General features: G+C 69.9%; 23 protein-coding genes. 11 read left to right on the top strand and 12 right to left on the bottom strand.

Features of this window, described 5'->3' with window-relative positions; genetic code table 11:
• The first annotated feature begins 38 nt into the window (after nucleotides 1–38).
• Nucleotides 39–536 carry a pyridoxamine 5'-phosphate oxidase family protein gene (locus tag V1457_RS26535; protein ID WP_338597646.1) on the top strand — a complete coding sequence of 166 codons (498 nt, stop codon included), beginning with the start codon at nucleotides 39–41 and terminating at the stop codon, nucleotides 534–536.
• 15 nt (nucleotides 537–551) lie between these two features.
• On the opposite strand, the gene V1457_RS26540 is transcribed toward V1457_RS26535, so the two are convergent.
• Entirely contained in the window at nucleotides 552–944 is a 393-nt protein-coding gene (locus V1457_RS26540) for a VOC family protein (RefSeq protein ID WP_338597647.1), read from the bottom strand.
• A gap of 72 nt (nucleotides 945–1,016) precedes the next feature.
• Here V1457_RS26540 and speG point away from each other — a divergent pair, with 72 nt between their 5' ends.
• A complete protein-coding gene (speG, locus tag V1457_RS26545) occupies nucleotides 1,017–1,523 on the top strand; it encodes a spermidine N1-acetyltransferase (RefSeq protein ID WP_200072160.1) in 507 nt (168 codons plus the stop codon).
• 154 nt (nucleotides 1,524–1,677) lie between these two features.
• On the opposite strand, the gene ahcY is transcribed toward speG, so the two are convergent.
• From ahcY to V1457_RS26570, 5 genes are all read right to left on the bottom strand, one after another.
• Complete coding sequence (ahcY, locus tag V1457_RS26550; protein WP_338597650.1) at nucleotides 1,678–3,135, bottom strand: adenosylhomocysteinase; 1,458 nt, start codon at nucleotides 3,133–3,135, stop codon at nucleotides 1,678–1,680.
• Nucleotides 3,136–3,522: 387 nt separating this feature from the next.
• On the bottom strand, nucleotides 3,523–5,184 hold the full coding sequence (locus tag V1457_RS26555) for an AMP-binding protein (protein ID WP_338597652.1): 1,662 nt from the start codon (nucleotides 5,182–5,184) through the stop codon (nucleotides 3,523–3,525).
• Between the two features lie 7 nt (nucleotides 5,185–5,191).
• Nucleotides 5,192–6,376: an NADH:flavin oxidoreductase gene (locus V1457_RS26560; RefSeq protein ID WP_200071548.1), complete on the bottom strand. Its 1,185-nt coding sequence runs from the start codon at nucleotides 6,374–6,376 to the stop codon at nucleotides 5,192–5,194.
• A 124-nt stretch (nucleotides 6,377–6,500) separates the two neighbouring features.
• Nucleotides 6,501–7,256: an SDR family oxidoreductase gene (locus tag V1457_RS26565; protein ID WP_338597657.1), complete on the bottom strand. Its 756-nt coding sequence runs from the start codon at nucleotides 7,254–7,256 to the stop codon at nucleotides 6,501–6,503.
• Nucleotides 7,257–7,286: 30 nt separating this feature from the next.
• The gene (locus V1457_RS26570) at nucleotides 7,287–7,910 is read right to left on the bottom strand and encodes a TetR family transcriptional regulator (protein ID WP_338597659.1); all 624 of its coding nucleotides are present in this window, start codon (nucleotides 7,908–7,910) and stop codon (nucleotides 7,287–7,289) included.
• Nucleotides 7,911–8,061: 151 nt separating this feature from the next.
• On the opposite strand from V1457_RS26570, the gene V1457_RS26575 reads away from it, so the two are divergent.
• Together V1457_RS26575 and V1457_RS26580 are read left to right on the top strand one after the other, a co-directional pair.
• Nucleotides 8,062–9,243: a serine aminopeptidase domain-containing protein gene (locus V1457_RS26575; RefSeq protein WP_338597661.1), complete on the top strand. Its 1,182-nt coding sequence runs from the start codon at nucleotides 8,062–8,064 to the stop codon at nucleotides 9,241–9,243.
• A gap of 111 nt (nucleotides 9,244–9,354) precedes the next feature.
• On the top strand, nucleotides 9,355–10,140 hold the full coding sequence (locus tag V1457_RS26580; protein ID WP_338597662.1) for an SDR family NAD(P)-dependent oxidoreductase: 786 nt from the start codon (nucleotides 9,355–9,357) through the stop codon (nucleotides 10,138–10,140).
• A gap of 77 nt (nucleotides 10,141–10,217) precedes the next feature.
• Here V1457_RS26580 and V1457_RS26585 read toward each other — a convergent pair whose 3' ends face one another.
• The 3 genes from V1457_RS26585 to V1457_RS26595 all read right to left on the bottom strand — a co-directional run bounded on the left by V1457_RS26585 (nucleotide 10,218) and on the right by V1457_RS26595 (nucleotide 13,351).
• Nucleotides 10,218–11,402 (bottom strand): acyl-CoA dehydrogenase family protein, encoded by a 1,185-nt coding sequence (locus tag V1457_RS26585; RefSeq protein ID WP_338597664.1) that lies wholly within the window; start codon nucleotides 11,400–11,402, stop codon nucleotides 10,218–10,220.
• Between the two features lie 160 nt (nucleotides 11,403–11,562).
• Nucleotides 11,563–12,414: an alpha/beta fold hydrolase gene (locus V1457_RS26590; protein ID WP_295141167.1), complete on the bottom strand. Its 852-nt coding sequence runs from the start codon at nucleotides 12,412–12,414 to the stop codon at nucleotides 11,563–11,565.
• A 94-nt stretch (nucleotides 12,415–12,508) separates the two neighbouring features.
• On the bottom strand, nucleotides 12,509–13,351 hold the full coding sequence (locus tag V1457_RS26595; protein WP_338597667.1) for an IclR family transcriptional regulator: 843 nt from the start codon (nucleotides 13,349–13,351) through the stop codon (nucleotides 12,509–12,511).
• Nucleotides 13,352–13,551: 200 nt separating this feature from the next.
• Between V1457_RS26595 and V1457_RS26600 the strand changes: the two genes are divergently transcribed.
• A complete protein-coding gene (locus V1457_RS26600) occupies nucleotides 13,552–14,445 on the top strand; it encodes an LLM class F420-dependent oxidoreductase (RefSeq protein WP_338597669.1) in 894 nt (297 codons plus the stop codon).
• Entirely contained in the window at nucleotides 14,442–14,927 is a 486-nt protein-coding gene (locus tag V1457_RS26605; protein ID WP_295145065.1) for a nuclear transport factor 2 family protein, read from the top strand. The genes V1457_RS26600 and V1457_RS26605 overlap by 4 nt, the downstream gene beginning before the upstream one ends.
• A gap of 85 nt (nucleotides 14,928–15,012) precedes the next feature.
• Here V1457_RS26605 and V1457_RS26610 read toward each other — a convergent pair whose 3' ends face one another.
• The 3 genes from V1457_RS26610 to lexA all read right to left on the bottom strand — a co-directional run bounded on the left by V1457_RS26610 (nucleotide 15,013) and on the right by lexA (nucleotide 18,115).
• A complete protein-coding gene (locus tag V1457_RS26610) occupies nucleotides 15,013–16,221 on the bottom strand; it encodes a cytochrome P450 (protein ID WP_295145061.1) in 1,209 nt (402 codons plus the stop codon).
• A 185-nt stretch (nucleotides 16,222–16,406) separates the two neighbouring features.
• Nucleotides 16,407–17,351 carry an alpha/beta hydrolase gene (locus V1457_RS26615; protein ID WP_338597672.1) on the bottom strand — a complete coding sequence of 315 codons (945 nt, stop codon included), beginning with the start codon at nucleotides 17,349–17,351 and terminating at the stop codon, nucleotides 16,407–16,409.
• A gap of 110 nt (nucleotides 17,352–17,461) precedes the next feature.
• Nucleotides 17,462–18,115 carry a transcriptional repressor LexA gene (gene lexA, locus V1457_RS26620; protein WP_200071560.1) on the bottom strand — a complete coding sequence of 218 codons (654 nt, stop codon included), beginning with the start codon at nucleotides 18,113–18,115 and terminating at the stop codon, nucleotides 17,462–17,464.
• Nucleotides 18,116–18,564: 449 nt separating this feature from the next.
• Between lexA and V1457_RS26625 the strand changes: the two genes are divergently transcribed.
• From V1457_RS26625 to V1457_RS26645, 5 genes are read left to right on the top strand one after another with little or no spacing between them, the layout of a single operon-like run.
• Complete coding sequence (locus V1457_RS26625) at nucleotides 18,565–19,863, top strand: MFS transporter (RefSeq protein ID WP_338597674.1); 1,299 nt, start codon at nucleotides 18,565–18,567, stop codon at nucleotides 19,861–19,863.
• Entirely contained in the window at nucleotides 19,863–20,222 is a 360-nt protein-coding gene (locus tag V1457_RS26630) for an L-rhamnose mutarotase (protein ID WP_200071562.1), read from the top strand. The genes V1457_RS26625 and V1457_RS26630 overlap by 1 nt, the downstream gene beginning before the upstream one ends.
• Nucleotides 20,219–21,394 carry an L-rhamnose isomerase gene (gene rhaI / locus V1457_RS26635; RefSeq protein ID WP_338597677.1) on the top strand — a complete coding sequence of 392 codons (1,176 nt, stop codon included), beginning with the start codon at nucleotides 20,219–20,221 and terminating at the stop codon, nucleotides 21,392–21,394. Before V1457_RS26630 ends, rhaI begins: the two co-directional genes overlap by 4 nt.
• A 32-nt stretch (nucleotides 21,395–21,426) precedes the next feature.
• Nucleotides 21,427–23,466, top strand: coding sequence for a bifunctional aldolase/short-chain dehydrogenase (locus tag V1457_RS26640; protein ID WP_338597679.1), 2,040 nt, complete (start codon nucleotides 21,427–21,429; stop codon nucleotides 23,464–23,466).
• Nucleotides 23,467–23,478: 12 nt separating this feature from the next.
• Nucleotides 23,479–24,909 (top strand): rhamnulokinase family protein, encoded by a 1,431-nt coding sequence (locus tag V1457_RS26645; protein ID WP_338597681.1) that lies wholly within the window; start codon nucleotides 23,479–23,481, stop codon nucleotides 24,907–24,909.
• Nucleotides 24,910–24,972 lie beyond the last annotated feature (63 nt).

Raw genomic sequence — 24,972 nt, forward strand, 5'->3', positions numbered from 1 at the left:
GTGGTCTGCGCGGGTCGCAGTGCGGTGTACTGCCGCGCATGGCTGTGGGCGAGAACGACCTCGAGCGGATGGATCAGGCCCGGCTGGACATGGCCGCGCGCCGGGAATTGTTCGAGGCAGCGCGGGAATGCACCTTCCTGTTCCTGGACGCGGAGGGCTGGCCGGGCGGCGTGACGATGAGCCACCTCTTCCACGACGAGGTCTTCTGGCTCACCGCGGTGTCCGGCCGCGCGCACGTCGTGGGCGCCGAGTCCGACCCGCGGGTGGGCCTGGTGATCAGCAGTCTCGGCACGGATCTGCCCGGCCGCCGGATGGTCCGCGTGCGGGGACGCGCCGCGGTGCACCGCGACCGCGAGACGCTCGACGCGGTGCTCCCCCTGTTCAGCGCCCGCCTCCAACCGGCCGCGCCGGATCGGATGCATCGGCTGCTCAACAGCGCGAACCGGGTGCTGATCAGAGTCGAACCGCTCTCCTATCCGCAGACCCACGACTCCCGCAAGATCAGCGGAGACGGGCGCGGCGGATCCGCGGGCTAGGGGCTGCGGGCGCTGTCAGGCCGGACCGAGCAGGTCCCACCGGTTGCCCGCGATGTCCAGAAAGACGGCGACGCGGCCGTAGGATTCGGCGCGCGGGGCGGTGACGAACTCGACGCCTGCCGCGGTCATCCGGTCGTGAGCGGCGTCGAAGTCGTCCACGCGCAGGAACAGGCCGACTCGGCCCGCGAATTGGTGCCCGACGGCGGCGGCCTGCTCGTGGCCGTCGGCGCGAGCGAGCAGGACGCCGGTTTCCGCTCCCGGCGGCCGGACGACGACCCACCGCTTCGGGCGACCGTCGTTGGTCAGCGACGGCTTGTCCTCGATGAGCTCGAACCCGAGGGCGTCGACGAAGAACTCGATGGCGCGGTCGTAGTCGTCGACGACCAGCGCGGTCAGGTCGATGCGCATTCGTGGGATCGTACGTAGCCGCGACGTTCCGCCTGCTTTGTCGGCCGGTGCGGCATCGGTGAGGATGCACCCATGACGCTTCGACTGCGCGCGCTGGAGCGCGAGGATCTGCCGTTCGTGCACGGGTTGACGAACAACTCGCAGATCATGACCTACTGGTTCGAGGAACCGTACGAAGCGCTGGTCGAGCTGCAGGACATCTACGCCCGGCACATCCACGACACGCGGGAGCGGCGGTTCGTGATCGAGGTGGACGGCGCGCGGGGCGGTCTGGTGGAACTGGTGGAGATCGACTACATCCACCGCAACGCGGAGTTCCAGATCATCGTCGCGCCGGATCACCAGGGGCGCGGGCTGGCCACCGAAGCGACTCGCAGAGCGCTGGACTACGCCTTCTCGGTGCTGAACATGCACAAGATCTACCTGCTGGTGAGCACCGAGAACCGCAAGGCGATCCGCGTCTACGAAAAGCTCGGATTCGTCGTGGAAGGCGAGCTGAAGGAGGAGTTCTTCTCCGCGGGCCGCTACCACAACGCGCTGCGGATGGGCGTTTTCCAGGAGACCCACTTGGGCCGATGACGGCGCCCCGCCGGCCGCCGCCTCCTCGACCGGCGTTGCTGGGGTTTCCGGCCCGCCACCGCCCGGGCGCTGCGGCTCCGGGCGGTGGCCGACCGTGCCGAGTGAACGGACCGTGTGACCGATCTAGTGGGACGAACAGTCCGTTCACTCGGGATCAGTAGCGGTAGTGTTCGGGTTTGTAGGGCCCGTTGACGTCGACGCCGATGTACTCGGCCTGGGCCTTGGTCATGCGGGTGAGGTTGACCCCGAGCGCGTCCAGGTGCAGCCGGGCGACCTTCTCGTCCAGCAGCTTCGGCAGCACGTACACGTCCTTGCCGTACTCACCCGGCTTGGTCCACAACTCGATCTGCGCCAGCGTCTGGTTCGTGAACGAGTTCGACATCACGAAACTCGGGTGCCCGGTCGCGTTACCCAGGTTCAACAACCGGCCCTCGGACAACACCAGGATCGAGTGCCCATCGGTGAACGTGAACTCGTGCACCTGCGGCTTGATCTCGACCTTCCGCACACCCGGAGTCTTCTCCAACCCCGCCATGTCGATCTCGTTGTCGAAATGCCCGATATTGCCCACGATCGCCTGATGCTTCATCCGGCTCATGTGCTCAGCGGTGATGATGTCGAAGTTCCCGGTGGTGGTGATGAAGATGTCCGCGAACTCAACGACCTCGTCCAAGGTCTTGACCTCGTAGCCCTCCATCGCCGCCTGCAACGCGCAGATCGGGTCGATCTCGGTGACGATCACCCGAGCACCCTGGCCCCGCAGCGACTCCGCCGAGCCCTTACCGACATCGCCGAACCCGGCGATCACCGCGACCTTGCCACCAATGAGCACGTCGGTGGCGCGGTTGATGCCATCGACCAGCGAGTGCCGGCAGCCGTACTTGTTGTCGAACTTCGACTTCGTCACCGAGTCGTTCACATTGATCGCCGGGAACAACAGCTCCTCCGACTTGACCAACTCGACCAGCTTGTGCACACCGGTCGTGGTCTCCTCGGTAACGCCCTTGATCTCCTTCGCCAGCGTCGTGAACCGCTGGGCATCCTGCTCCAGGCTCTTACGCAGCGTCGACAGCACGACCTTGAACTCGTCCGGGTCGTCCTCAGTCGGCTGCGGCACCGCACCCGCGGCCTCGAACTCGACACCCTTGTGCACCAGCAGCGTCGCGTCACCACCATCGTCCAGGATCATGTTCGCGAGCTTGCCGCCGCCGAACTCCCAGAGCTGGTTGGTGCACCACCAGTAATCCTCGAGCGTCTCACCCTTCCACGCGAACACCGGCACACCAGCAGGCTTGTCCGCAGTACCGCCACCGACCACGACCGCCGCCGCGGCCTCGTCCTGGGTCGAGAAAATGTTGCACGACACCCACCGCACATCCGCGCCCAGCTCAACCAGCGTCTCGATGAGCACCGCCGTCTGCACCGTCATGTGCAACGAACCTGCGATCCGCGCGCCCTTCAGCGGCTTCGAGTCCGCATACTCCCGGCGAGTCGCCATCAAACCCGGCATCTCATGCTCCGCCAGCCGGATCTGGTGCCGACCGGACTCGGCCAGTCCCAGATCAGCGACGGCGAAATCGAGGCCATTGACCTTCTGCAAATTAACGCTCATGATTCTTCAGCTCCGTTCCTCGGCGAGTTCGCCACGGCGCGTGGTGCCGCACACACCACGAGCGCATGGCTTGAAAGACTTCCGCGCCGTGCGCGGGAAAGCGAACGAGTGCTCGCAGAAGCGACCCTGCTTCCGCGGCAACACCGGTCGGCCGAAATGCGAAAAGGGCGCCTCCTCTCGGAGGCGCCCTTCACCGTCCTTCCGGCTGCACCGGTGGTCGAGCGTGGCGGACTTGGTCCGTTGCAGCGCCTCTCGACCATCGGCCGACACCACGACCTGGCTGGGTCGCAGGGTGGCTCGATTGCAGCCCGAGATCGATTTGGCATCAAGTGTGGCAGGCTCCGCAGCGACGCGTCAACGCCGCTCCCGAGCCCCGTGCGGGCGTGCTCAGGAATCCGCGGGGAGCACGCGCTGCCGCCCGTGCGCGGCGAACTCGGCTTCGAGCGCGGACTTGTCCTCGTCGCTCATCAAGCTGTAGTCCGGGCCGCCCCGGCCGGTCCACCAGTACACCCGGTCCGCGCACCGCCAGGCCCGCTCGCGCAGCACGTTCTTGCGCAGCTTGTCCGATCCCGTGGTCGGGAGTCCGGTCGAGACGCGGAGGAACCGCGGCACCGCCTTGATTCCCAAATCCGGTTGCGCGCTGAGGAAACCGGCGAATTCCACCGGGTCGAACTCGGCACCGCCGCGCAGTTCGACGGCCGCCATGGCCCGGTCGCCGGTGCGCGGATCGGGAACCGCGAACGCCGCGGCCAGCACCACGTCCGGGTGCCGCCGCAGCACCCGTTCCACCAGCAGCGCGGAGAAGTTCTCGCCGTCGACCCGGATCCAGTCGCCCTGCCTGCCCGCGAAGTACAGGAAACCGCGCTCGTCGAGGTAGCCGAGATCACCGGTCCAGTACCAGCCGTTGCGGACCCGCTGCGCATCGGCCGTTTCGTTCTTGTAGTAGCCCTCGAACCGGGCGGCGGCCGCCTTGTCGACGATCTCCCCGATCGCCTCGCCCGGGTTGCGCAGCCGCCCGTACTCGTCCAGCCGGGCGGGCGGGCAGGTGCCCAACGTGTCCGGATCGACCACGGCCACCGCTTCGCTGGACGGCTTGCCCAGGGAATCCGGCGGCGCGTCCGGATCGTTGCGGACGTGCCCGGAGCCCTCGCTGGAGCCGTAGCCCTCCTGGAGCACGCAGTCGAAGCGGCGGGCGAACTCGGCCTGGTCCTCCGGGGACGCTTCGGTGCCGAAGGCGTGGGTGAGCGTGTTGTCGCCGTCGTCGTCGCGTTCGGGTGTCGCGAGCAGGTAGGCGATGGACTTTCCGACGTAGGTGAAGTACGTGATGCCGAAGTACCGGACGTCGTCGATGAACCGGGAAGCGGAGAACTTCGGCGTCAAGCACACGGTGCAACCCGCCGCCAGCGCCGGAGCCCACAGCGCCATCAGCGCGTTGCCGTGGAACAGCGGCATGCAGCAGTAGCAGACGTCGTCGGCCGTGACGCCGTACTTCTCGCCGGTGGCGTAGCCGAGGCGGGTGAGCCGTCCTTGCGTGCACCGCGCGGCTTTCGAGGTCCCGGTGGTGCCGGAGGTGAACAGCAGCAGGAACAGCGCGGACTCGTCGACGCCGTCGTGGGCATGCGGCGGTTCGGCGTGCGCGGTGACGAGTTCGCCGTACCCGGGCTCGTCGACCAGCAGGAACCGCTCCGGCGGGACGCCGATGTCGAGCCCGGCCAGCCGGTCCCAACCGGTCCGGTCGGTGATGATCAGCTGGCAGTCGACATGCCGGACCTGAGCTTCCAGGTCCGCACCTCGGTGCGTCGGGTTGATCCCGGCGATGGTCGCTCCGGCCAGTGCGGCACCGCCGAGCCAGAAGATGTGCTCCGGCACGTTCTCCAGCAGCACGCCGATGTGGAACGGGCCGTCGGCGCGGAACTCGCGGGCGATGGCCGCCCGGGCCGCGCTCTCCTGTACGACCTCGTCCCAGCTCCAGGTGCGCTCTCTGGTGCGCAGCCCCGCCTTGCGGTCGCCCTGCCGCGCCAACAGCTGGTCGGCGATCGTCCGTTCCATCGGCCGCTCACCCCTCGGGCACGAGCACGCAGCGGGTCCGCCGGTAGATCGTCGGCATGCATTTGTTGCAGTGGATGCACAACGACTTGTCGCGTTCGCCCGCCTGAATTCGGTTGATCAGGTCCGGCTCGCGCAGCAGCGCGCGGGCCATCGCCACGAACTGGAAGCCCTCGGACATCGCCAGGTCCATGGTTTCCTTACTGGTGATGCCGCCGAGCAGCACCAGCGGCAGCCGGACGGCAGCGCGGATCTGGCGGGCCTGTTCCAGCAAGAACGCATCTTCGTACGGGTAGCTGCGGATGAGGGCCTTGCCGACCAGTTGCACGCCGAGCTTGACGGGCTGCTTCATCGCACCGGCGAACTCCTGCAGCGGCGCGTCGCCGCGGAACAGGTACATCGGGTTGCGCAACGAACTGCCCGCGGTGAGCTCGATCGCGTCGACGCTGCCGTCGGCTTCCAGCCAGCGCGCGACCTGCGCGGCCTCATCGACCCAGAACCCGCCGGGCGCCCCGTCGTCCATGTTCAGCTTCGCCAGCACCGCGATCCGGTCCCCGACCGCGTCCCGCACCGCGCGGGCGGTCTGCAACGCCGGACGGGCCCGGTTGCGCAGTTCGCCGCCGTAGGAATCCTTGCGGCGGTTGAGGTTCGGGCTCAGGAACGAGCTGATGAAGTAGTTGTGCCCGAAATGCAGTTCCACCGCGTCGAAGCCGCACTCGATCGCCTGCTCGGCCGCCTCGGCGTGCTGCCTGGCGATCCGGTCGATGTCGGCGGCGGAGGCGGCCTTGGTCAGGCTCATGCTCGCGGCGTGCAGCCGGCGGGACGCCGACAGCGCCGGAGATCCGAGCTCCAACGCCGGTGCGACCGGACCGGCGTGCCCGAGCTGGGCCGACACCGCGGCCCCTTCGTCGTGCACCGCGTCGGTGAGGCGGCGCAGCCCCGGCAGCGCCTCGGGACGCCAGTACAGCTGGTGCTTGGCCGAGCGCCCGTCCGGCGACACCGCGCAGTAGGCGACCGTGGTCATCCCGGCGCCCCCGGCCGCGACCTGGCGGTGGAACTCGATCAGGTCGTCGGACACCAGCGATTTCGGCGTCCTGCCTTCGAAAGTGGCTGCCTTGAGCACCCGGTTCCGCAGCGTCACCGGGCCGAGCCGGGCGGGTTGCAGCGGGTCGGGTGCGGACTGCGGCTCGCTCACTCGGGAACCTCCGTTCGGTTGCGCGGACGCCGCGCCAAGCTAGCCCGCAGCGCCGCCGGGTCCGGGTCGCGATCCTGCTGACCGGGAGTGCGGACTGCGGTTTGAACTTCGTCTAGGCAGGCGCTCAGAAATCCGCCTGGCCGCCGTCGAGGGGGATGGTGGCTCCGGTCAGGTACCGAGCTTGCGGGCCGACGAGCATCGCCACTGCCTCGCCGATGTCCTGTTCGCAGTCGCCGACGTACCGCAGCGGGATCGTCTTGCGGAATTCCGCCGCCTCGGCCGGTCTCGCCTCGGCCCACGCCTCCAGACTCGGCGACAGCGCGTGCGGGGCGATGCAGTTGACCCGGATCCCGTCCGGTCCCCACTCCGCGGCGGCGGTGCGGGTCAGCGAGCGGATCGCCTGCTTGGCCGCCGCGTAGGCGCCGTAGTTCGACGGATCCCAGCGCACCATCGCGGAGGTCACCAGGTTGATGATGTTCCCGCCGCGTTCGGCCAGGTGCGGATGGCACGCCTTCATGAACGCGAAGGTGGCGAACGGTCCACTTCGGAATCCTCGCTGGAAGTCGTTGTCCTTCATGGACAGCAGCGGTCCGAAGTGGCCGGAGTAAGCGTTGTTCACCAGGATGTCCACGCCGCCCATGGCCGAAACGACGTCCGCGACGAGCCCCGGGATCGCGTCCAGATCGGTGACGTCGCAGCCGAACGGCGCCGCGTTCGCACCGCGTTCGCGCACCAGTTCGCAGGTCCGCGCCAGCTTCGATTCCGTGCGGCCCAGCACGGCCACGGACGCACCGGCGCCGGCCAGCGCCAACGCGATCCCCTGGCCCACGCCCTGGCCCGCGCCGGTCACGATCGCGACCTTGCCGTCGAGATCTCCCATCGTGGCCTCCTGTCTCGCCTCCGCGGGCGGTCAGTTCCGGTCGCATGAGTTCGAGCGCGGCGCCAGCAGCAGCTCGGCGCCCATCCGGATGTCAGACTCCGAGTCCACAATGGACACTCGCGCGTTGAGGCTGGCCTGCAGTACGCCGTACCAGAGCTGCAGCAGCAACCGCACCAGCGCCATGTCCTGCGCGGTGGGCGTCCGGATGCCCAGCACCCGCAGGATCAGGTCGCGGAAGGTCCGGTCGATCCGGCCGACGTCGGGCACCGTCGCGGCGTTCGCGGTGTTCGACGACTGCAGCATGGCCACCGCGAGCGTTGGCTTGCGCAGCAGCTCCCGGCTGGCGCTGACCAGGACTTGCGCGACCGCTTCCGCCGGTTCGGCAGCCGGGTCGGGACCGGACCGGGTGCGCTCGTCGAAGCGCTCGACCCGGTCGGCCATCACCGCGGTGAACAGGTGGGTCTTGGACGGGAAGTAGCGGTAGAGCGTTCCGATGGCGACCCCGGCGTCCTTCGCCACCTCGTGCATCTGCACCCGCTCGAGGCCCTTCTCCGCGCCGATGTGCGCGGCGGCGCGCAGGATGCGCTCGCGCCGCTCGACCTGGCCGGGTGAGCTGGGCTCCGCAGCCGTCCTCGCCTCGGCGATGCGCGGCACTGGCACCCCTCCGTTCGCCTCGTCCGGCCCATGTGTATCCGACTCGGACCGGCGCCGGCCGGGCCGGTACCGGTGAGTGGGACCGGACCGCCGCCGGGACGCCGCGGCGCGGTTTTCTTCGGCGGCAGCGAATCCGGCCCGGGAGGACCGCATGCTCCGGTCTGTCGCGAACCACGTGCTCACCGCGCTGCTCGCGGTCGGCTTGACCGCCTCCGGCTGCTCCTCCGGAGGTGTCCGGCAGGAGCCGGAGCTCGCCCCGACGCGGGGAAGCCTGTCGAGCGCGGTCGAGCTCGACCACCGAAGGCTGCCCAGCGCGCGCAGTGAAGCGCTGATCACCTACGGCTCCGCGAACGCGCGGGACGAGCCGATCACCGTGACGGGAACGGTCTCGGTTCCCGCCGCGCCACCACCACCGCGCGGCTGGCCGGTGATCAGCTGGGCGCACGGGACCACCGGCACCGCGGATGCCTGCGCCCCGTCCGCGGACCGCCCTGGCGGACCGGCGCACTCCTACGTCGGACTCGTCGACCAGGTTCTGGACCGCTGGGTCGCGGCCGGTTACGCGGTGGTGCAGACCGATTACGAGGGTCTCGGTACCCCCGGCGAGCACCCCTACCTCAACGGCGTGAGCGAGGCGAACACGGTCGTCGACATCGTGCGCGCCGCGCGGCGGGCGAACCCCGGCATCGGCGCGGACTGGTTCGCGATGGGGCACAGCCAAGGCGGCCAGGCGGCGCTGTTCGCGGCCGCCGAACGGGTTCGTTCGGAGGTGCCGCTGCGTGCCGCAGTGGCGATCGCGCCCGGCGGTTTCCAGGTGGACCGGACCGCGGAGTTCTTCCGCGCCCGGGCCGGAACTCCGGAGGTGACCGCCGCGCTGCCGTTCCTGTCCCCGCTGCTGCTCGGCGCGGTCGCGGCCGACCCCGGCATCGCCGCGGACGAGCTGGTCGCCGACGAGATCCGCCCGCTGCTCGAGGTCGGTCGCACCGGCTGCCAGGACGACGTCCGGGAGGCCGCGGCGCGGATGCGGCCCCAGCGGGTGTTCCGGGACGACGCCGAGCTCGGTCCGCTCACCGCGTACCTGCGCAGCCAGGATCCGAGCCGGTTGGCCCTCGGCGTACCGACGCTGGTCCTGCAGGGCACCGACGACGCGCTGGTCGGCAAGCCGGGGACGGATCAGCTCGTCGGAATGTTGTGCCGCCGTTCTGCGCAGGTCAGCTACCGGGTCTACGACGGTGCCGAGCACCGGCAGGTGCTGGCCGAGTCCCTGCCGGACGCCGAGCGGTTCGTGGACGCGGTCCGCGCCGGGCGGCCGCCTGCGGGCACGTGCACCTGAGCACCGGTCCCGGCCAGCGAGATCGCGTCGGTGGCGGCGAGCGCGCGCACTTATGTTCCGCAACCGGAAAGAGCACGGCCGCACACCGGAAGCAGGCGAAAGGCGCAAGCAATGGACCGCTCGACCTACGGCCCGTGGGCCGTCATCGCCGGAGGTTCGGAAGGCGTCGGCGAATCGTTCGCGCGGCGACTGGCCGATGCCGGCATCAACAGCGTGCTCATCGCCCGCAAACCGGAACCGCTGCGAGCCACGGCCGAAGCGGTGCGCGCCGCCGGAGCCGAGGCCCGCACGCTCGAACTCGACCTGCTCGACCCGGCCGCGCTGGACGAGATCCGCGCCGCGACCGATGACCTCGAAGTCGGCCTGCTGATCTTCAACGCGGGCGCGAACACCTACGGGCACGAGTTCGTCACCGGCGATCCGGACCGCACGCGCGAGGTCATCGACCTGAACATCACCGCGCAGCTCGCGCTGGCGCGGCACTTCGGCGAGGCGATGAAGAACCGGCGGCGCGGCGGAATCCTGCTGGTCGGGTCGATGGCCGGGTTCATGGGCCAGGCCGAGATCAGCGTCTACTCCGCGGTGAAGGCGTTCGGCCGGGTCTTCGCCGAAGGACTCTGGCTGGAGCTGCGCGAGTTCGACGTGCACGTGCTGGAGCTGGTGCTCGGCGTCACGAGGACACCGGCGATGCAGCGCGCCGGGTTGCGCTTGGACCTGCCCGGACTCGACGTCGCCGAACCCGATGACGTGGCGCGGGAGGGTCTCGAGCACCTCGCGGACGGTCCGGTGCGGATCGCGGGTGGCAACGAGCAGGCGGCGCGCAAACGCAACGAATTCCCCCGCGCGGACCGGATCCTCGCCGCGCACGAGGCGACCCGGCGCCTGATCGGCGGCTGAGCGGCGTCTTCCACCTGGAGTGAACGGACCGTTCGTCCCAATAGATTGGACGAGCAGGCCGTTCACTCGGTCCGCAGTCAGATCATGTTGCGCAACGGGCCCGGAGGCGGTTGCAGCCCCAGCTGCCCCAATGCCGAGGCGTGCAGCACCGCTCCGGGCGCGTGGATCGCGTGCGCCAGGCCCATGTGCGCGTCGCGCCAGAAGCGCTGCATCGGGTTGTCCGACCGCATCGCGTTCCCACCGGACCGCGCGACGATCTCGTCGACCGCCCGCACCGCGCGCCATGCCGCCTGCACCTGCTCGCGGCGCCCGATCGCGCGCCGCTCGAAAGTGACTTCGTGCCCAGCGGCGACCAGGTCGTACATCCGGGAAGCGTTGTCCAGCACGGCGGTCCGGGACGCGGAGATCTCCGCGGCGGCTTCGCCGATGGCGGTCAGCGCGTACGGATCGTCCTTGATCCTGGTCCCGGTGATCTGGGTGCGGCCGCGCTGGTAGGCGAGGTGGTGTTCGAGCGCGCCCTCCGCGATGCCGACGACCGCCGCGGTGATGCCGAGCGGGAACGCGCAGGAGAACGGCACGTGGTAGGTGGGGTTCGCCAGTCCGGCCTCCCTCGCGGCGGTGCCATCGACGAGCTTGCGGAAGGGGATAACGCGCTGCGCCGGGACGAACGCGTCCGCGACGACGATGTCCTTGCTGCCGGTGCCGCGCAGCCCCACCACGTCCCACGAGTCCTCGACGATCTCGTAGTCCGCACGCGGCAGGACGAGGTGCAGGTGTTCCGGCGCTTCGGGCAGCGTGCCGTCCGGTTCCGCAACGCGGCCGCCGAGGAAGATCCAGTCGCAGTGGTCGGTCCCGGAGGAGAACTGCCAGCGCCCGTTGAAGACGTAACCGCCGTCGACGGGCCGTGCCACGCCCATCGGCGCGTACGGCGAGGCGATCCAGGTGTCCTGGTCGGCGCCCCAGATGGCCTGCTGCAGAGCCGGATCGGCCAGCGCCATCTCCCACGGGTGCACGCCGACGATTCCGGCGACCCACCCGGTCGAACCGTCCAGCGCGGCGATGGCCAGCACCGCTTCGGCGAACTCGCGCGGGTGCGCTTCCATGCCGCCGTGCTCGCGCGGCTGCAGCATCCGGATCACGCCGCACTCGCGCAACGCGGCCGTGGCTTCGCCGGTCAGCTTGCCAGCGGCCTCGTTGCGCGGAGCCTGTTCGCGGATCCGGTCCGCTGCAGCCGAGACGGCCTCGACCACCTGATTGCCCATGTCCTCCCACTTCCGGCCTTCTATTCACATAGGACCGTCATGTCACGCGTCGTGGCACCGCCGGAAACCGCGCTACGGCGCGATATCGCCGATGCACGCCGGTGGCGGTGCCGCGCGGAATCAGGGCACGACCCCGTCCGTCCACAACGGACTGACGCCTTCAGTCCTCCCGGCCCAAGAAGGCCAGCACGGCGCTTTCGAACGCCTCCTGCTGCTCGATCATCACCCAGTGCCCGCAGTCCGGGAACACGTGCAGCTCGGCGGCCGGAATGGTGCGCATCGGCACCAGGGCCATGTCCAGCGGGCTGACCCGATCGTCCCGGCCCCACGTCAGCAACGTCCTGGCGCGCACCTTGTGCAGCTGCGACCAGTACGGCGGCGCGTCCGAAGCGGCCATCGCCTCGGCCTGCCGGGCCAGCGCCTTGCTGCTGTACATCCGGCGGGCCGCGGCGAGCGTGTCCGGATCGGTGGCCTGCGCCCAGCGCTGCTCGACGAGTTCCTCGGTGACCAGCGACTGGTCGTGCACCATCGAACGCAGCCAGCGGACCAGCTTCTCCCTGGTCGGCTCGTCGGTGAACTCCGCGAGCAGCTTGATCCCCTCGCCCGGCCCGGGACTGAGCAGTTGCGCGCCGACGCCGCCGATGGTCACCAGCCTGCGGACGCGCTCCGGAGCCGCGATGGCGACCCGGGTGGCGACGAGCCCGCCCATGGAGTTGCCGATCACGTCGACCTGATCGAGCCCGAGCCCGTCCAGGAACCGCAGCACCGCGTCCCCGGCCGCGAGCATCGGGTGCTGATCGGTCGGGTCGCTGACGCCGAAACCTGGGAATTCCAGCACCAGGCAGCGGAATCGCTCCGCGAAACGCGGGAGGTTGCCGCGGAAGTTCCGCCAGCCGGTCACGCCCGGACCGGAACCGTGCAGCAACAGCAGCGGCGGGCCCTCGCCCGCCTCGTGGTAGCGCAGCACTCCCTGATCCGTCGCCAGTTCCCGCGCCGTCGACTCGTGATCCATGTCCCGTCCTCAGCCCATCGCGCCTGCCGGTGGACGGTATTGCCGCGCCCGCGTGCGGCGGAGCCGCAGTCCCGATCAGCGGGAGCGCCCCCGGTCAGCCCGAGCCGCCCGGCTCGCGGGCGGCGATCAGCCGGTCCGCGGGCTGCGGGACACCGGCCGGCCGCTGGTTCGGCGGTTCCGGGGCCAGGTTCAGCGAAACGCGGCGGGCCGCGCTCAGCACCAGCGGGCCGAGCGCCTCGAGCGGCGCGGCCGGACCGCCGACGACCGACAACGCCGCGAGCGAACCGTCGGGGCCGTGCACGGTGGCCGCGACGCAGGCGATGCCGGGAGCGCATTCCCCGCGTTCGTAGGCGAGTCCGCGGCGTTGCCGGATCCGGCTCAACTCCGCGTGCAGCCCTGCCGCGTCACCGATGGTGCTGCTGGTCAACCGGGTCATCCGGCCTGCCACGCGGGAATCGACCTGTTCCGGTTCCAGCACCGCCAGCATCGCCTTGCCCAGCGCCGTCGAGTGCGCAGGCGCGCGGCCGCCGACCCGCGAAGGCACCGCGGCCGCGGCCGGACCGCCGACCTTGTCCAGGTAGCACACCTCCGGCCCGGCGAGCACCGCCAAGTGCACCACCATGCCGGTGCGGGTCTGCAGTTCGTGCAGCACCGACGCGGCGGCTTCGCGGATCGCACCGTGCTCGCCATCCGGCCCCGCGAGGTCGAGCACCCGCCTGCCGAGCCGGTATCCGGACGACGTGTGCTCCAGCCATCCCAGCCCGGCGAGCTGGTTGAGGATCCGGTGCGTCGTCGACCGGGGCAGCCCGCTGAACCGCGCGATGTCCTCCAGGCTCCGGTGGTGGTTGCGTCCGTCGAAGGTGTCCATGATCAGCGTCATCCGCTCGACCATCGAGTGCGGCGGACCGGCCGCGGTCGGGGAACTGCCAGCGGTCATCGTCGACCTCCCGAGCCAACCGGAATTGAAACGAATTCTGGTAGCCAACCTAACAGCGCGCCGCGAGCGGAGGAAGGCGTCACCGGCGCCGAGAAAGCCCGCACAGCGCGGGCAACTCCCGCTGAACGGGACATCGCGAAGCGCCGGAACGTGCACCGTTGTAGAAACACGTTCTCCATGCGTGTTCAGGGAGGTCGGCAGTGCGGATCGGGATCGTCACGCCGGTCGTGGTGCAACTGCCCGGCTCGCACGACGAGTGGGAGCGCGAGGCGGGCATCGACCAGCTCGCCCTGATCGCGGCGACCGCCGATCGCCTCGGCTTCCACCACCTCACCTGCAGCGAGCACGTCGCGGTTCCCGCCGAGGACGCCGCGCAGCGCGGCGGCACCTACTGGGACCCGCTGGCGACCTTCGGCAACCTCGCCGCGCACACCGGCCGCATCCGGCTGGCGACTCAGGTCGTGGTGCTCGGCTACCACCATCCGCTCGCCATCGCGAAGCGCTACGGCACGCTGGATCGCCTCAGCGGCGGCAGGCTCGTGCTCGGCGTCGGAGTCGGCAGCCTGCGGGCGGAATTCGACCTGCTCGGTGCACCGTTCGACGACCGCGGCGCGCGGGCCGACGAGGCGATGCGGGCGCTGCGCGCCTGCCTTTCGGCCCGCGAGGTGGCGTTCCACGGCGAGTTCTACGACTTCGACGACGTGGTGGTCGAACCGCACGCGGTGCAGGACGAAGTCCCGATGTGGGTCGGCGGGCGCACCCGCCGCTCGTTGCGGCGCGCGCTCACCCACGGCAACGGGTGGGTGCCGTTCGGCCTGCCGCTAGCGGAGATTTCGGCGCTGCTGGCGCGGGCCGACCTTCCTGCCGGGTTCGACGTCGTGCTCGGCCCGAACCGCGCGCTGGATCCGATCGGCGCCGCAGCATCGGCCGCCCGCGCACTGGATCGGCTGCGCGAAGCCGGCGCGACCGTCGCCGGTGTGCGGATCACCGCGGCTTCCGCGGAGCACTACTGCGAACAGCTGGCCGCGTTGCGCGAAATCGGCCGGGAACGCGGAATCCCGTTCGACGACGCGAGATCGGACGGAACACGATGACCGATGTGCAACGGCTCGAACTGCTGGAGCGCAGGTTGCGCGCGCTGGAGGACGAAGCGGCGATCACCCGGCTGATCGCCGCCTACGGCCCGCTCGTGGACAGCGGTAGCGCCGAAGCCGTGGCCGGGCTGTGGGAAGCCGACGGTGACTACGACGTCGACACCGGCGGAATGCACGGGCACGCCCAGCTTTCCGCGATGGTTCGCTCCGGAGCGCACCAACGGCTGATCACCGACGGCTGCGCGCATTTCGCCGGACTGCCGCACGTCGTGCTCGACGGCGATCACGCGGTCGCGACCTGCCACTCGCAGCTGATCACCAAGCACGGCGCGGCGTTCCGGGTCTTGCGCGCCACCGCGAACCGCTGGGAACTGCGCCGCGGCCCGGAAGGCTGGCGCGTGGTGCGCCGCACCAGCCGGCTCCTCGACGGCCGGGCCGAAGCGCGCCAACTGCTCGCGGATGCAGGCGTGCTAACCCGGTGAGCACGCTGCGCCGGCGTTGCTGATCGTGCTTCGGACAGGCGGCCGCGTCTCCGCGAAGCACCAGCCGCACGCCCGGGAAAACGCCCTAGTGCTCGTCCCACGTGACCGGCATGTGCGCCGGACCGCGGGTGGACAACCCGTTCTTCCACTCGATTCCGTCCTCGGAACCGGCGAACCGCAGTCCGGGCAGCCGCCGCAGCAGCGTGTCCAGCGCGACCTGCAACTCCATCCGAGCCAACGGCGCGCCGAGGCAGTGGTGCGGCCCGTGCCCGAAACCGACGTGGCTGGCTTGCGCCTCCCGCTCCAGGTCGAGCCGTTCGGGGTCGGTGTAGACCGACTCGTCGCGGTTGGCCGAAGTCGTGGTCGGCAGCACCGGCTCACCCGCGTGCACCGTCACGCCACCGAGTTCGACGTCTTCGAGGGCATAGCGCGGAGTGCCCGCACCAACCCCGAGCGGGACGAAGCGCATCAATTCCTCCACGGCGCGCGGTACCGCGGTCAGGTCGGCGCGCAGCTGCGCGAGCTGGTCGGGATGCCGCAGCAGCACGTAAACGAAGTTCGGGATCTGCGATGCAGTGGTCTCGTGCCCCGCGACCAGCAGCGACTCCGCCAGCGAGAGCATCTCGTCCTCGGAGAGCCGGTCGTCCTCGTCGCGCGCGGCGACCAGCGCGCTGAGCAGATCGTCCCGGCCTTCCTCGCGGCGCTCGGCGATCAGGCCGGTCATGTACTCGCGCAACAGGTCCACGCACTCCCGCACCTGCTCGGGCGTGAACTTCGTGGTGGACAAGAAGGCATCGGACCACACGCGGAAATCGGCGCGGTCCTCGAACGGCACGCCAAGCAGCTCGCAGATGACGGTGATCGGCAGCGGCAGCGCGAAGTCCTCCACCAGGTCGGCGGGAGTTCCGGCCGCGACCATCCGATCGACCAGACCGTCGGCGATCTCCTGCGCCCGCGGGCGCAACCGCTCCACCCTGCGCTGGGTGAACGCCTTCATCACCAGCCTGCGCAGCCGGCTGTGCTCCGGCGGGTCCTTGCTCAGGATGTTGCCGGTGGCGCCGAGGTGCGGCCGCATCCGCGGTTCGTCCCGGCCCACCCCGGCCGCTCTGGAGAACCGCGGATCGCCGAGCACCAGCTTGACGTCGTCGTAGCGGGTCGCCAGCCACGCGGGCTCGCCGTAGGGCAACCGGACGCGGATCAGCGGCTGCTGCGCGCGCAACGCCGCGAACAACGGCTCGGGATCGAGCCGTTCGGGTTCGCTGAACGGGTAGCGCTTGGGTTCCACTGAGGTCATCGGCCGCCCCTCGCTGAATTCGTCGCACCGGCCCGCCGTTCGCGGACCCGCGTTCGGCGCCTGCCATTTAGTTGCACCGTAGCATCTAATTCAGCTGATTTAAACCGCTTCGAGCCCGCCCGCGGCGTGGCTCGTCGCGGGCGCGACACGTGCGACAGCTGCGCCGAATCCGCGGCGGCGGGCGACTATCCGGCGAACGCGGCCCGCTGCTGCGCGCAGATCTCGGCCAGGGCTTGCGGGGCCGATCGGCACAGGCGCGGGAACGACAGGTAGCCGTGCGGCATCCCCACGTACTCGGTCAGCCGGGTGGGCACTCCGGCCTCCTGCAACGCCGCGGCGTAACGCGCGCCGTCGTCGCGGATCGGATCGTGCTCGGCGATCTGCACGAGCGCGGGCGGCAGCCCGGAAAGGTCCGCGAACAGCGGCGAAGCATAAGGGTGCCGCGGGTCCTGACCGCCGAGGTAGTGATCGCGGAACACGGTGGTGTCGGCCTTGCTCAGGATCGGGGCGTCGGCGTTCTCATCGATCGACGGGCTGCTGCGGGTCAGGTCGACCCCCGGGTAGATCAGCGCCTGATGCGAGATCCGCGGCCCGGAGCGGTCCCGGGCCATCAAGCTGACCACCGCGGAGAGGTTCCCGCCCGCGCTGTCGCCCATCACCGCGACGCGCTCGGGATCCGCGCCGAACTCGGCGGCCCGGTCCACCAGGTCGACCAGTGCGGCGTAGCAGTCCTCCGGAGCCGCGGGCCAGCGGTTCTTGGGCGCGAGCCGGTAGTCGACCGAGACGACCACCGCGCCGGTGGCGGCGCACACCTGGCTGCACAACCAGTCCGACTGGCTCAGCGAACCCAGCGTCCAGCCGCCGCCGTGGTAGTTCACCACCAGCGGCAGTGCGCCCGTGGCACCGCGCGGCCGGTAGCTGCGGACCGCGATTCGGCCGGTCTCGCCCTCGGCGGTGCCATCGGTCAGCACCACGCCGTTGGCGACTCCGCCGAAAAGCAGGTCGGTTGCGGCGTTTCGCGGAACCGTCTTCTGCTGGAGTTCGAGCAGGCGGGCCTCGTCGAGGTCCGTCACCGGCCGCAGCTTCATCAGCCGGCCGAGCAGCCGCACGCGCAGATCGAGCTTCGCCATCGTGTCCTCCCGTCGCCGTTGCCGGTGGCCACGCTACCGACGGCCGCCAGTGCGGCGATGATCGGGAAGCTCGGCGCCGTGGTCCACTATGGACTCGCGGCACCGAGGAACTAGAAGCTGCGCAACACCGAAACGACCACGCCGAGGACCACGGCCTCGTCACCGTCGATGACGTCGTAGTCCGCGTTGCGCGGCTCCAGGAAGACGTGCCCGTTGCGGCGGCGGTACACCTTCACCGTCGCCTCCTCGTCGAGCATGGCGGCGACGATCTGGCCCGAATGCGCCTCGGGCTGCTGGCGCACCACGACCATGTCCCCGTCGCAGATCGCCGCGTCGACCATCGAGTCACCGCGCACGCGCAGCGCGAACACGGTGCCGCGCCCGGCGAGTTCGCGAGGCAGCGCCAGCACGTCGTCGGTGTGCTCGTCCGCCGCGATGGGCGCGCCCGCGGCGATGTCGCCCACCACCGGCACGGTCACCGAGTCGTCGGCCGGTTCCGCCGCGCGCGGCTCGTGCAGGAAAGCGCGCACGTCCATCGGCCGGGACACCGAGGTGCCGCGGCGCAGGAAACCCTTCTCCTCCAGGCTCGCCAGGTGCTTCGAGACCGACGACGAGGAGCGCAGACCGACCGCGTCACCGATCTCGCGGGTGCTCGGCGAATATCCGTAGCGCACCACCCAGTCCCGGATCGCGACCAGGATCCGCTGCTGGCGCGGCGGCAACGTGGAGGTGTCCAGGTGCTCGAGATCATCGAATGCGGTCATCCGCCGGATTTTAAATCCCGGCACCGGAAAACGAGCCACCGGCACGGGTTCGGCGAGGCGCGCGGCTCGCCGGTCGCTGCATCGTCCGGCCCGTGACTGCCTCGCCCCGGCCCGCCACTGCGGCCCGCGTCAGCGACCGCGCGTGGTGACCGGCACCGAGCCGCCTTCGCGCGCACCTGCTGACCACTCCGATCCATCCGATTGAACCGTTACACATCAACTCAGCACATGCCCGCGGGGCCATCGAGCCGCAACCCACCCACAGCGGCCAAGCAGCCCGCGGTGACATCGATCTTACCGGCATATAACGGGAGTTTCACCGCTGAGCAGAACGGGGTCTTGTCGGCGGCAACGCCTGCCCCTATGGTGGGCCGCAATTTAAAACGATTCACCCACCGTGCAGCACCACCCGGCGCCTGCGACATCAAGGCCGATGGACAGGAGGACCAATGGGGGTCCGATCAGGCAGCAAGCGCACGACGGGCTGGCGGGCCACCATCGCCGTCGCCATGTCGAACTACATCGAAGCGGGCTCGATCATCGCCATCGCCACCAGCCTGAGCCTGTGGCAGGACCGGTTCGGCCTGAACGACCTCGCGGTCGGGCTGCTGGCCTCGCTCAGCGCCAACGCCTTCGGCGCCGCGGTCGGCGCGGCCATCGGCGGACCGCTCTGCGACCGCTACGGCAGGAAGTTCATCTACACCTACGACCTGCTGCTGTACATGCTTGGCGTGCTGCTGGCGGTGTTCGCCGTCTCCTACGGGATGCTGCTGACCGCGTTCGTGCTCACCGGCATCGCGGTCGGTGCGGGCGTGACCGCGTCGTGGACCTACATCGCCGAGGAGGCCCCCGACCACCAGCGGGCCGCGCACGTCGGTACCGCACAGCTGGCGTGGTCGATCGGGCCGATGATCGGCTACCTGCTGGCCGTGCTCGTAGGCCCGCTCGGACTGCTCGGCAGCCGGTTGATCTTCGCGCACCTGTTCGTGGTCGCGGCCGTGACCTGGTGGGTGCGCCGCGGGCTGGCGGAGTCCGAGATCTGGCGCAGCCGCAACGAGGAACCGGGCGCGCAGATGTCCTTCCTGGGCAGCCTGCGCGGCCTGTTCAGCAAGAAGGCGAACCTGACGGCGCTGCTGTTCCTGTTCGGCGTCTATGCACTGTGGAACGCCGTCGCAGGGCAGGCCGGGATCTTCCAGCCGCGCGTGTACGACGCCGCAGGCGTCACCTCGGAGACCGAGCAATACCTGCTGCAAGTCCTGCTGTGGGGCTGCACCAGCGCGGCCACCTACCTCGGGTTCATGCTGCTCGCCGACCGGGTCAGCCGCCGATGGCTGTATTGCGGCGGCGCCGCGCTCGGCATCCTCGCCTGGGCCGCGCTGATCTACGCGCCCGCGAACACCTTCACGTTGCTGTTCTTCGCCATCGGCTGGGGCGTGTCCGCCGGGGTCGGCGCGCAGGCGTTCTACGGGCTGTGGACCAGCGAACTGTTCGCGACCCGGTATCGCGCCAGCGCGCAGGGAGTGCTGTTCCTGGCCGCGCGGGTGCTGGTCGGGCTGCTGAGCGTGTGGTTCCCGGTGCTGCTGACGCGGATCGGTCTGGACGGGCTCGGACTGCTCATCCTCGCGCTGCTGACCGCATCGCTGCTCATCGGTACATTGTGGACTCCGCGCACGCGGGGCAAGAGCCTGCGCCAGATCGAGCAGGAGCGCTACGGAACAGCGCCCACATCGGACTCGGTGGTGGCCTGATGCCCCGAGTCTGCTTCCAGTTGCGAGTCGATCCGGACCGCCTCGACGAGTACCGGCGCAGGCACGCGGCCGTCTGGCCGGAGATGCTGCGTGCCATCGAAGCGTCCGGACGGCGCAACTACTCGCTGTTCCTGCGACCCGACGGCCTGCTGATCGGCTACTACGAAACCGACTCCGCGGACCGCTCGGACGCCCGCCTCGCGGCGTCGCAGGTCGCCGCGGTCTGGGAGGAACACATGGCCGAGCTGTTCATCGGCGGGCGCGCCGACCGGTCGGCCACGATCCTCGAAGAGGTCTTCCACCTCGAAGACCAACTCGCGTCCAATGTGCACGACCCGAGCGAAGGAGACCGAGAATGACCACCCCGGCTGGTTTCGGCGAGATCACCGACACCCTCGCTCGCCAGTCCATCGAGCTGCCCAGCTGGGCGTTCGGCAACTCCGGCACCAGGTTCAAGGTGTTCGGCACGCCCGGCACGCCGCGCACGCCGCAGGAGAAGATCGCCGACGCCGCGAAGGTGCACGAACTCACCGGACTGGCACCGCAGGTGGCGCTGCACATCCCGTGGGACGACGTGGACGACTTCGCCGCGCTCAAGGCGCATGCGGAAGGACTCGGCATCGCGCTGGGCACGGTCAACTCCAACACGTTCCAGGACGAGGCCTACAAGTTCGGCAGCCTCACGCACTCCGATCCCGCGGTGCGGCGCAAGGCGATCGACCACCACTTCCGGTGCATCGACATCATGCACGCCACGGGTTCGACCGATCTGAAGATCTGGCTCGCCGACGGCACCAACTACCCGGGCCAGGACTCGCTGCGCGCGCGGCAGGACCGGCTCGCCGAGTCGCTGGCCGAGATCTACGGGCGGCTCGGTGCGCAGCAGCGGCTCGTGCTGGAGTACAAGTTCTTCGAGCCGGCCTTCTACCACACCGACGTGCCCGACTGGGGAACGTCGTTCGTGCAGGTCAGCGCGCTCGGCGAGCGGGCGTTCACGTGCTTGGACACCGGGCACCACGCGCCGGGCACGAACATCGAGTTCATCGTGATGCAGTTGCTGCGGCTGGGGAAGCTCGGTTCCTTCGACTTCAACTCGCGCTTCTACGCCGACGACGACCTGATCGTCGGCGCTGCCGATCCGTTCCAGCTGTTCCGGATCCTGCACGAGGTCGTCGCGGGCGGCGGGCTCGACGAGGACTCGCCGGTGCGTTTCATGCTCGACCAGTGCCACAACATCGAGGAGAAGATCCCCGGGCAGATCCGCTCGGTGCTCAACGTGCAGGAGATGACCGCGCGCGCGTTGCTGGTCGACCGCGCGGCGCTGGCCGAAGCGCAGGCACAGCACGATGTTCTGGGTGCGAACGAGGTGCTGATGGACGCCTTCCAGACCGATGTGCGACCGGCCCTCGCGCAATGGCGCGCCTCGCGCGGGCTGCCCGCCGAGCCGCTGCGCGCCTACGCCGAATCCGGACACCAGCAGCACTTGGCCGAGCAACGCGCCGACGGCGCGCAGGCCGGGTGGGGTGCTTGATGAACGACCGAGCAGGAAAGGACGACGACCGCGTGGATTCCAGGGCAGTCAAGGAAGAACTGATCGCCCGCAGCAACCGGCTGGGGGCCGACCCGAAGAACACCAACTACGCGGGCGGCAACACTTCGGCCAAGGGACGGGACATCGACCCGGTCACCGCGGCGCCGGTCGATCTGCTGTGGGTGAAGGGTTCCGGCGGTGATCTCGGGACGTTGACCGAGAACGGCCTCGCGGCGCTGCGACTGGACCGGCTGCGCGCACTGTCCGATGTGTACCCGGGCGTGGACCGCGAGGACGAGATGGTCGCGGCCTTCGACCACACCCTGCACGGCAAGGGCGGAGCCGCGCCGTCCATCGACACCGCGATGCACGGGCTGGTGGAGGCCGACCACGTCGACCACCTGCACCCGGACAGCGGGATCGCCATCGCGACCGCCGCCGACGGGCCGGAACTCACCCGCGAGATCTTCGGCGAGAAGGTGGTGTGGATTCCGTGGCGCCGCCCCGGATGGCAGCTCGGCGAGGACATCGCCGAGATCAAGCGGCGGAACCCGGCCGCGATCGGCACCGTCCTGGGCGGACACGGGATCACCGCGTGGGGCGGCACCAGCGAGGAATGCGAACGCAATTCGCTGTGGATCATCGACACCGCGGCCGAATACATCGCCGAGCACGGCAAGCCGGAGCCGTTCGGCCCGGTGCTCGACGGCTACGAGCCGCTGCCGGAAGCCGAACGGCGCAAGAAAGCCGCCGCGCTGGCACCCGTGCTGCGCGGCCTGGTCAGCACCGACAAGCGCCAGGTCGGGCATTTCACCGACAGTCCGGAAGTGCTCGAATTCCTGGCTCGCTCCGAGCATCCCCGGCTGGCCGAGCTGGGCACCAGCTGCCCGGACCACTTCCTGCGCACCAAGGTGAAACCGCTGGTGCTGGACGTGCCCCCGAACGCTTCGATCGAGGAATCGGCCGAGCGGCTCAGGCAGCTGCACGAGCGATACCGCGCCGACTACGCGGCCTACTACCAGCGGCACGCCACTGTGGACTCACCGCCGATGCGGGGCGCGGACCCGGCGATCGTGCTGATTCCCGGCGTGGGCATGTTCAGCCACGGCGCGGACAAGCAAACCGCCCGCGTGGCCGGGGAATTCTACGTCAACGCGATCAACGTGATGCGCGGAGCGGAAGCGCTGTCGCACTACTCCCCCATCGACGAGCGCGAGAAGTTCCGCATCGAGTACTGGGCCCTGGAAGAGGCGAAGCTCCAGCGGCGCCCGGCGCCGAAGCCGCTCGCGACCAAGGTCGCGCTGGTCACCGGTGCCGCCTCCGGCATCGGCAAGGCCACCGCCGCACGACTCGCCCGCGACGGCGCCAACGTCGTGCTCGCCGACGTCGACCGAGCCAAGGCACGGGAGGCAGCGGCCGAACTCGGTTCGGCGGACGTGGCCGTGGGCGTGGCCGCCGACGTGACCGACGAGGACGCCGTCGCGGCCGCGGTCGAGGCGGCCGTGCTGGCTTTCGGCGGACTCGACGTGGTGGTCAACAACGCGGGGCTGTCGCTGTCGAAACCGCTGCTGGAGACGACCGCGGCCGACTGGGACCTGCAACACGACGTGATGGCGAAGGGCTCGTTCCTGGTCAGCAGGGCGGCCGCGAAAGTCCTCGTCGAACAGGAACTCGGCGGCGACATCGTCTACATCGTCTCGAAGAACGGCGTTTTCGCCGGGCCGAACAACATCGCCTACTCGGCCACCAAGGCCGACCAGGCACACCAGGTCCGGCTGCTGGCCGCCGAACTCGGCGCGCACTCGATCCGGGTCAACGGGGTCAATCCCGACGGCGTGGTGCGCGGCAGCGGGATCTTCGCCGGTGGCTGGGGTGCGCAGCGGGCGAAGGTGTACGGGGTTCCGGAAGACGAGCTGGGCGCCTTCTACGCGCAGCGCACGCTGCTCAAGCGGGAGGTGCTGCCGGAAAACGTCGCGAACGCGGTTTTCGCCCTGCTGGGCGGGGATCTCAGCCATACGACCGGTTTGCACGTGCCCGTCGACGCAGGTGTCGCGGCAGCGTTCCTGCGTTGATGAGGAGGCGGCATGAGTGATGCGGTGGCCGCGGTCGACCTCGGCGCCACCAGCGGCCGGGTGATGCTCGCCCACGTCGGCCCGGACGAGTTGCGGATGCGCACCGTCTCCCGGTTCCCGAACCGGCCGGTGCGCACCCGCGACGGGCTGCACTGGAACGTCCTGGAGCTGTACCGCGACATGTGCGACGGGCTAGCGACAGCGTTGCGGGAAGCGAGTTTGGCCGGTCTGGCCATCGATTCCTGGGCAGTGGACTACGCGTTGCTGCGCGGCGGCCGCGTGCTCGGCCAGCCGCACCACTACCGGGACGACCGCAATGCCGCGGCGGTCGATGCCGTGCACGAGTTGGTTTCTCCGCAGGAGTTGTACGAGCTGAACGGCTTGCAGCACTTGCCGTTCAACACCACGTTCCAGCTCGCCGCGGACCGGCGTTCGGGTTTCCTGGCGCTGGCGGATCGGATGCTGCTGATCCCGGACCTGCTCGCCTACTGGCTCACCGGGGAGCAGGTCGCCGAACGCACGAACGCTTCCACGACGGGTTTGCTCGACGTGCGCACCGGCGACTGGTCGCGGCAGCTGACCGACCGGCTCGGAGTCGAGCACGGCCTGCTGCCGCCGCTGGTCTCGCCGGGAGACCGGATCGGCGAGGTCTCGCCGGAGATTTCGGCGCAGCTGGGCACCGATCGGCCGCTGCCGGTCACCGCGGTGGGTTCGCACGACACCGCCTCGGCGGTCGTGGCAGTGCCCGCCGAAGGCGAGGATTTCGCCTACATCTCGTGCGGTACCTGGTCGCTGGTCGGTGTGGAGGTGGACCGGCCGGTGCTGTCCGAAGCGGGCCGTGCCGCGAAGTTCACCAATGAGCGCGGTGTCGACGACCGGATCCGCTACCTGCACAACGTGATGGGGCTGTGGCTGCTGAGCGAGTCCGTCGCGCAGTGGCGCAGGACCGACCCGTCGGTCGAGCTGGAGCCACTGCTGGCCGAGGCGGCCGAGGTGCCGCCTGGAACCGTCCCCGTCTTCGACACCGACGACGCGCGGTTCCTGCCGCCGGGCGACATGCCTTCGCGCATCGCGGCGTGGCTGGCCGAGCACGACCTGCCGATTCCGGGAACCCGCGGCGAATTCGTGCGCTGCATCCTGGAAAGCCTCGCGGCGGCCTACGCGCACTCCATCGACCAGGTCGAACGACTCACCGGCCGTTGTGTGTCCACAGTGCACATCGTCGGCGGCGGCTCGCAGAACGCGTTGCTGTGCCGGCTCACCGCCGATCGGACCGGCCGAACGGTGATCGCAGGCCCGGTCGAGGCCACCGCCCTCGGCAACATCCTCGTGCAGGCCCGCACCGCCGGCGCGATCACCGGAAGTTTGGAATCGCTGCGGAACCTCGTACGTCGGAGGTGCGAACTCCAGATCTACCAACCAGGTTCCACACGCATCGGGTGAAACTGAGCGAGGCTGCTGAGCGGGGTGCACAGCACAGCACCGCTTCGACACACGAACCGTCGA

This window comes from Saccharopolyspora sp. SCSIO 74807, assembly GCF_037023755.1.
GTDB lineage: Bacteria > Actinomycetota > Actinomycetes > Mycobacteriales > Pseudonocardiaceae > Saccharopolyspora_C > Saccharopolyspora_C galaxeae.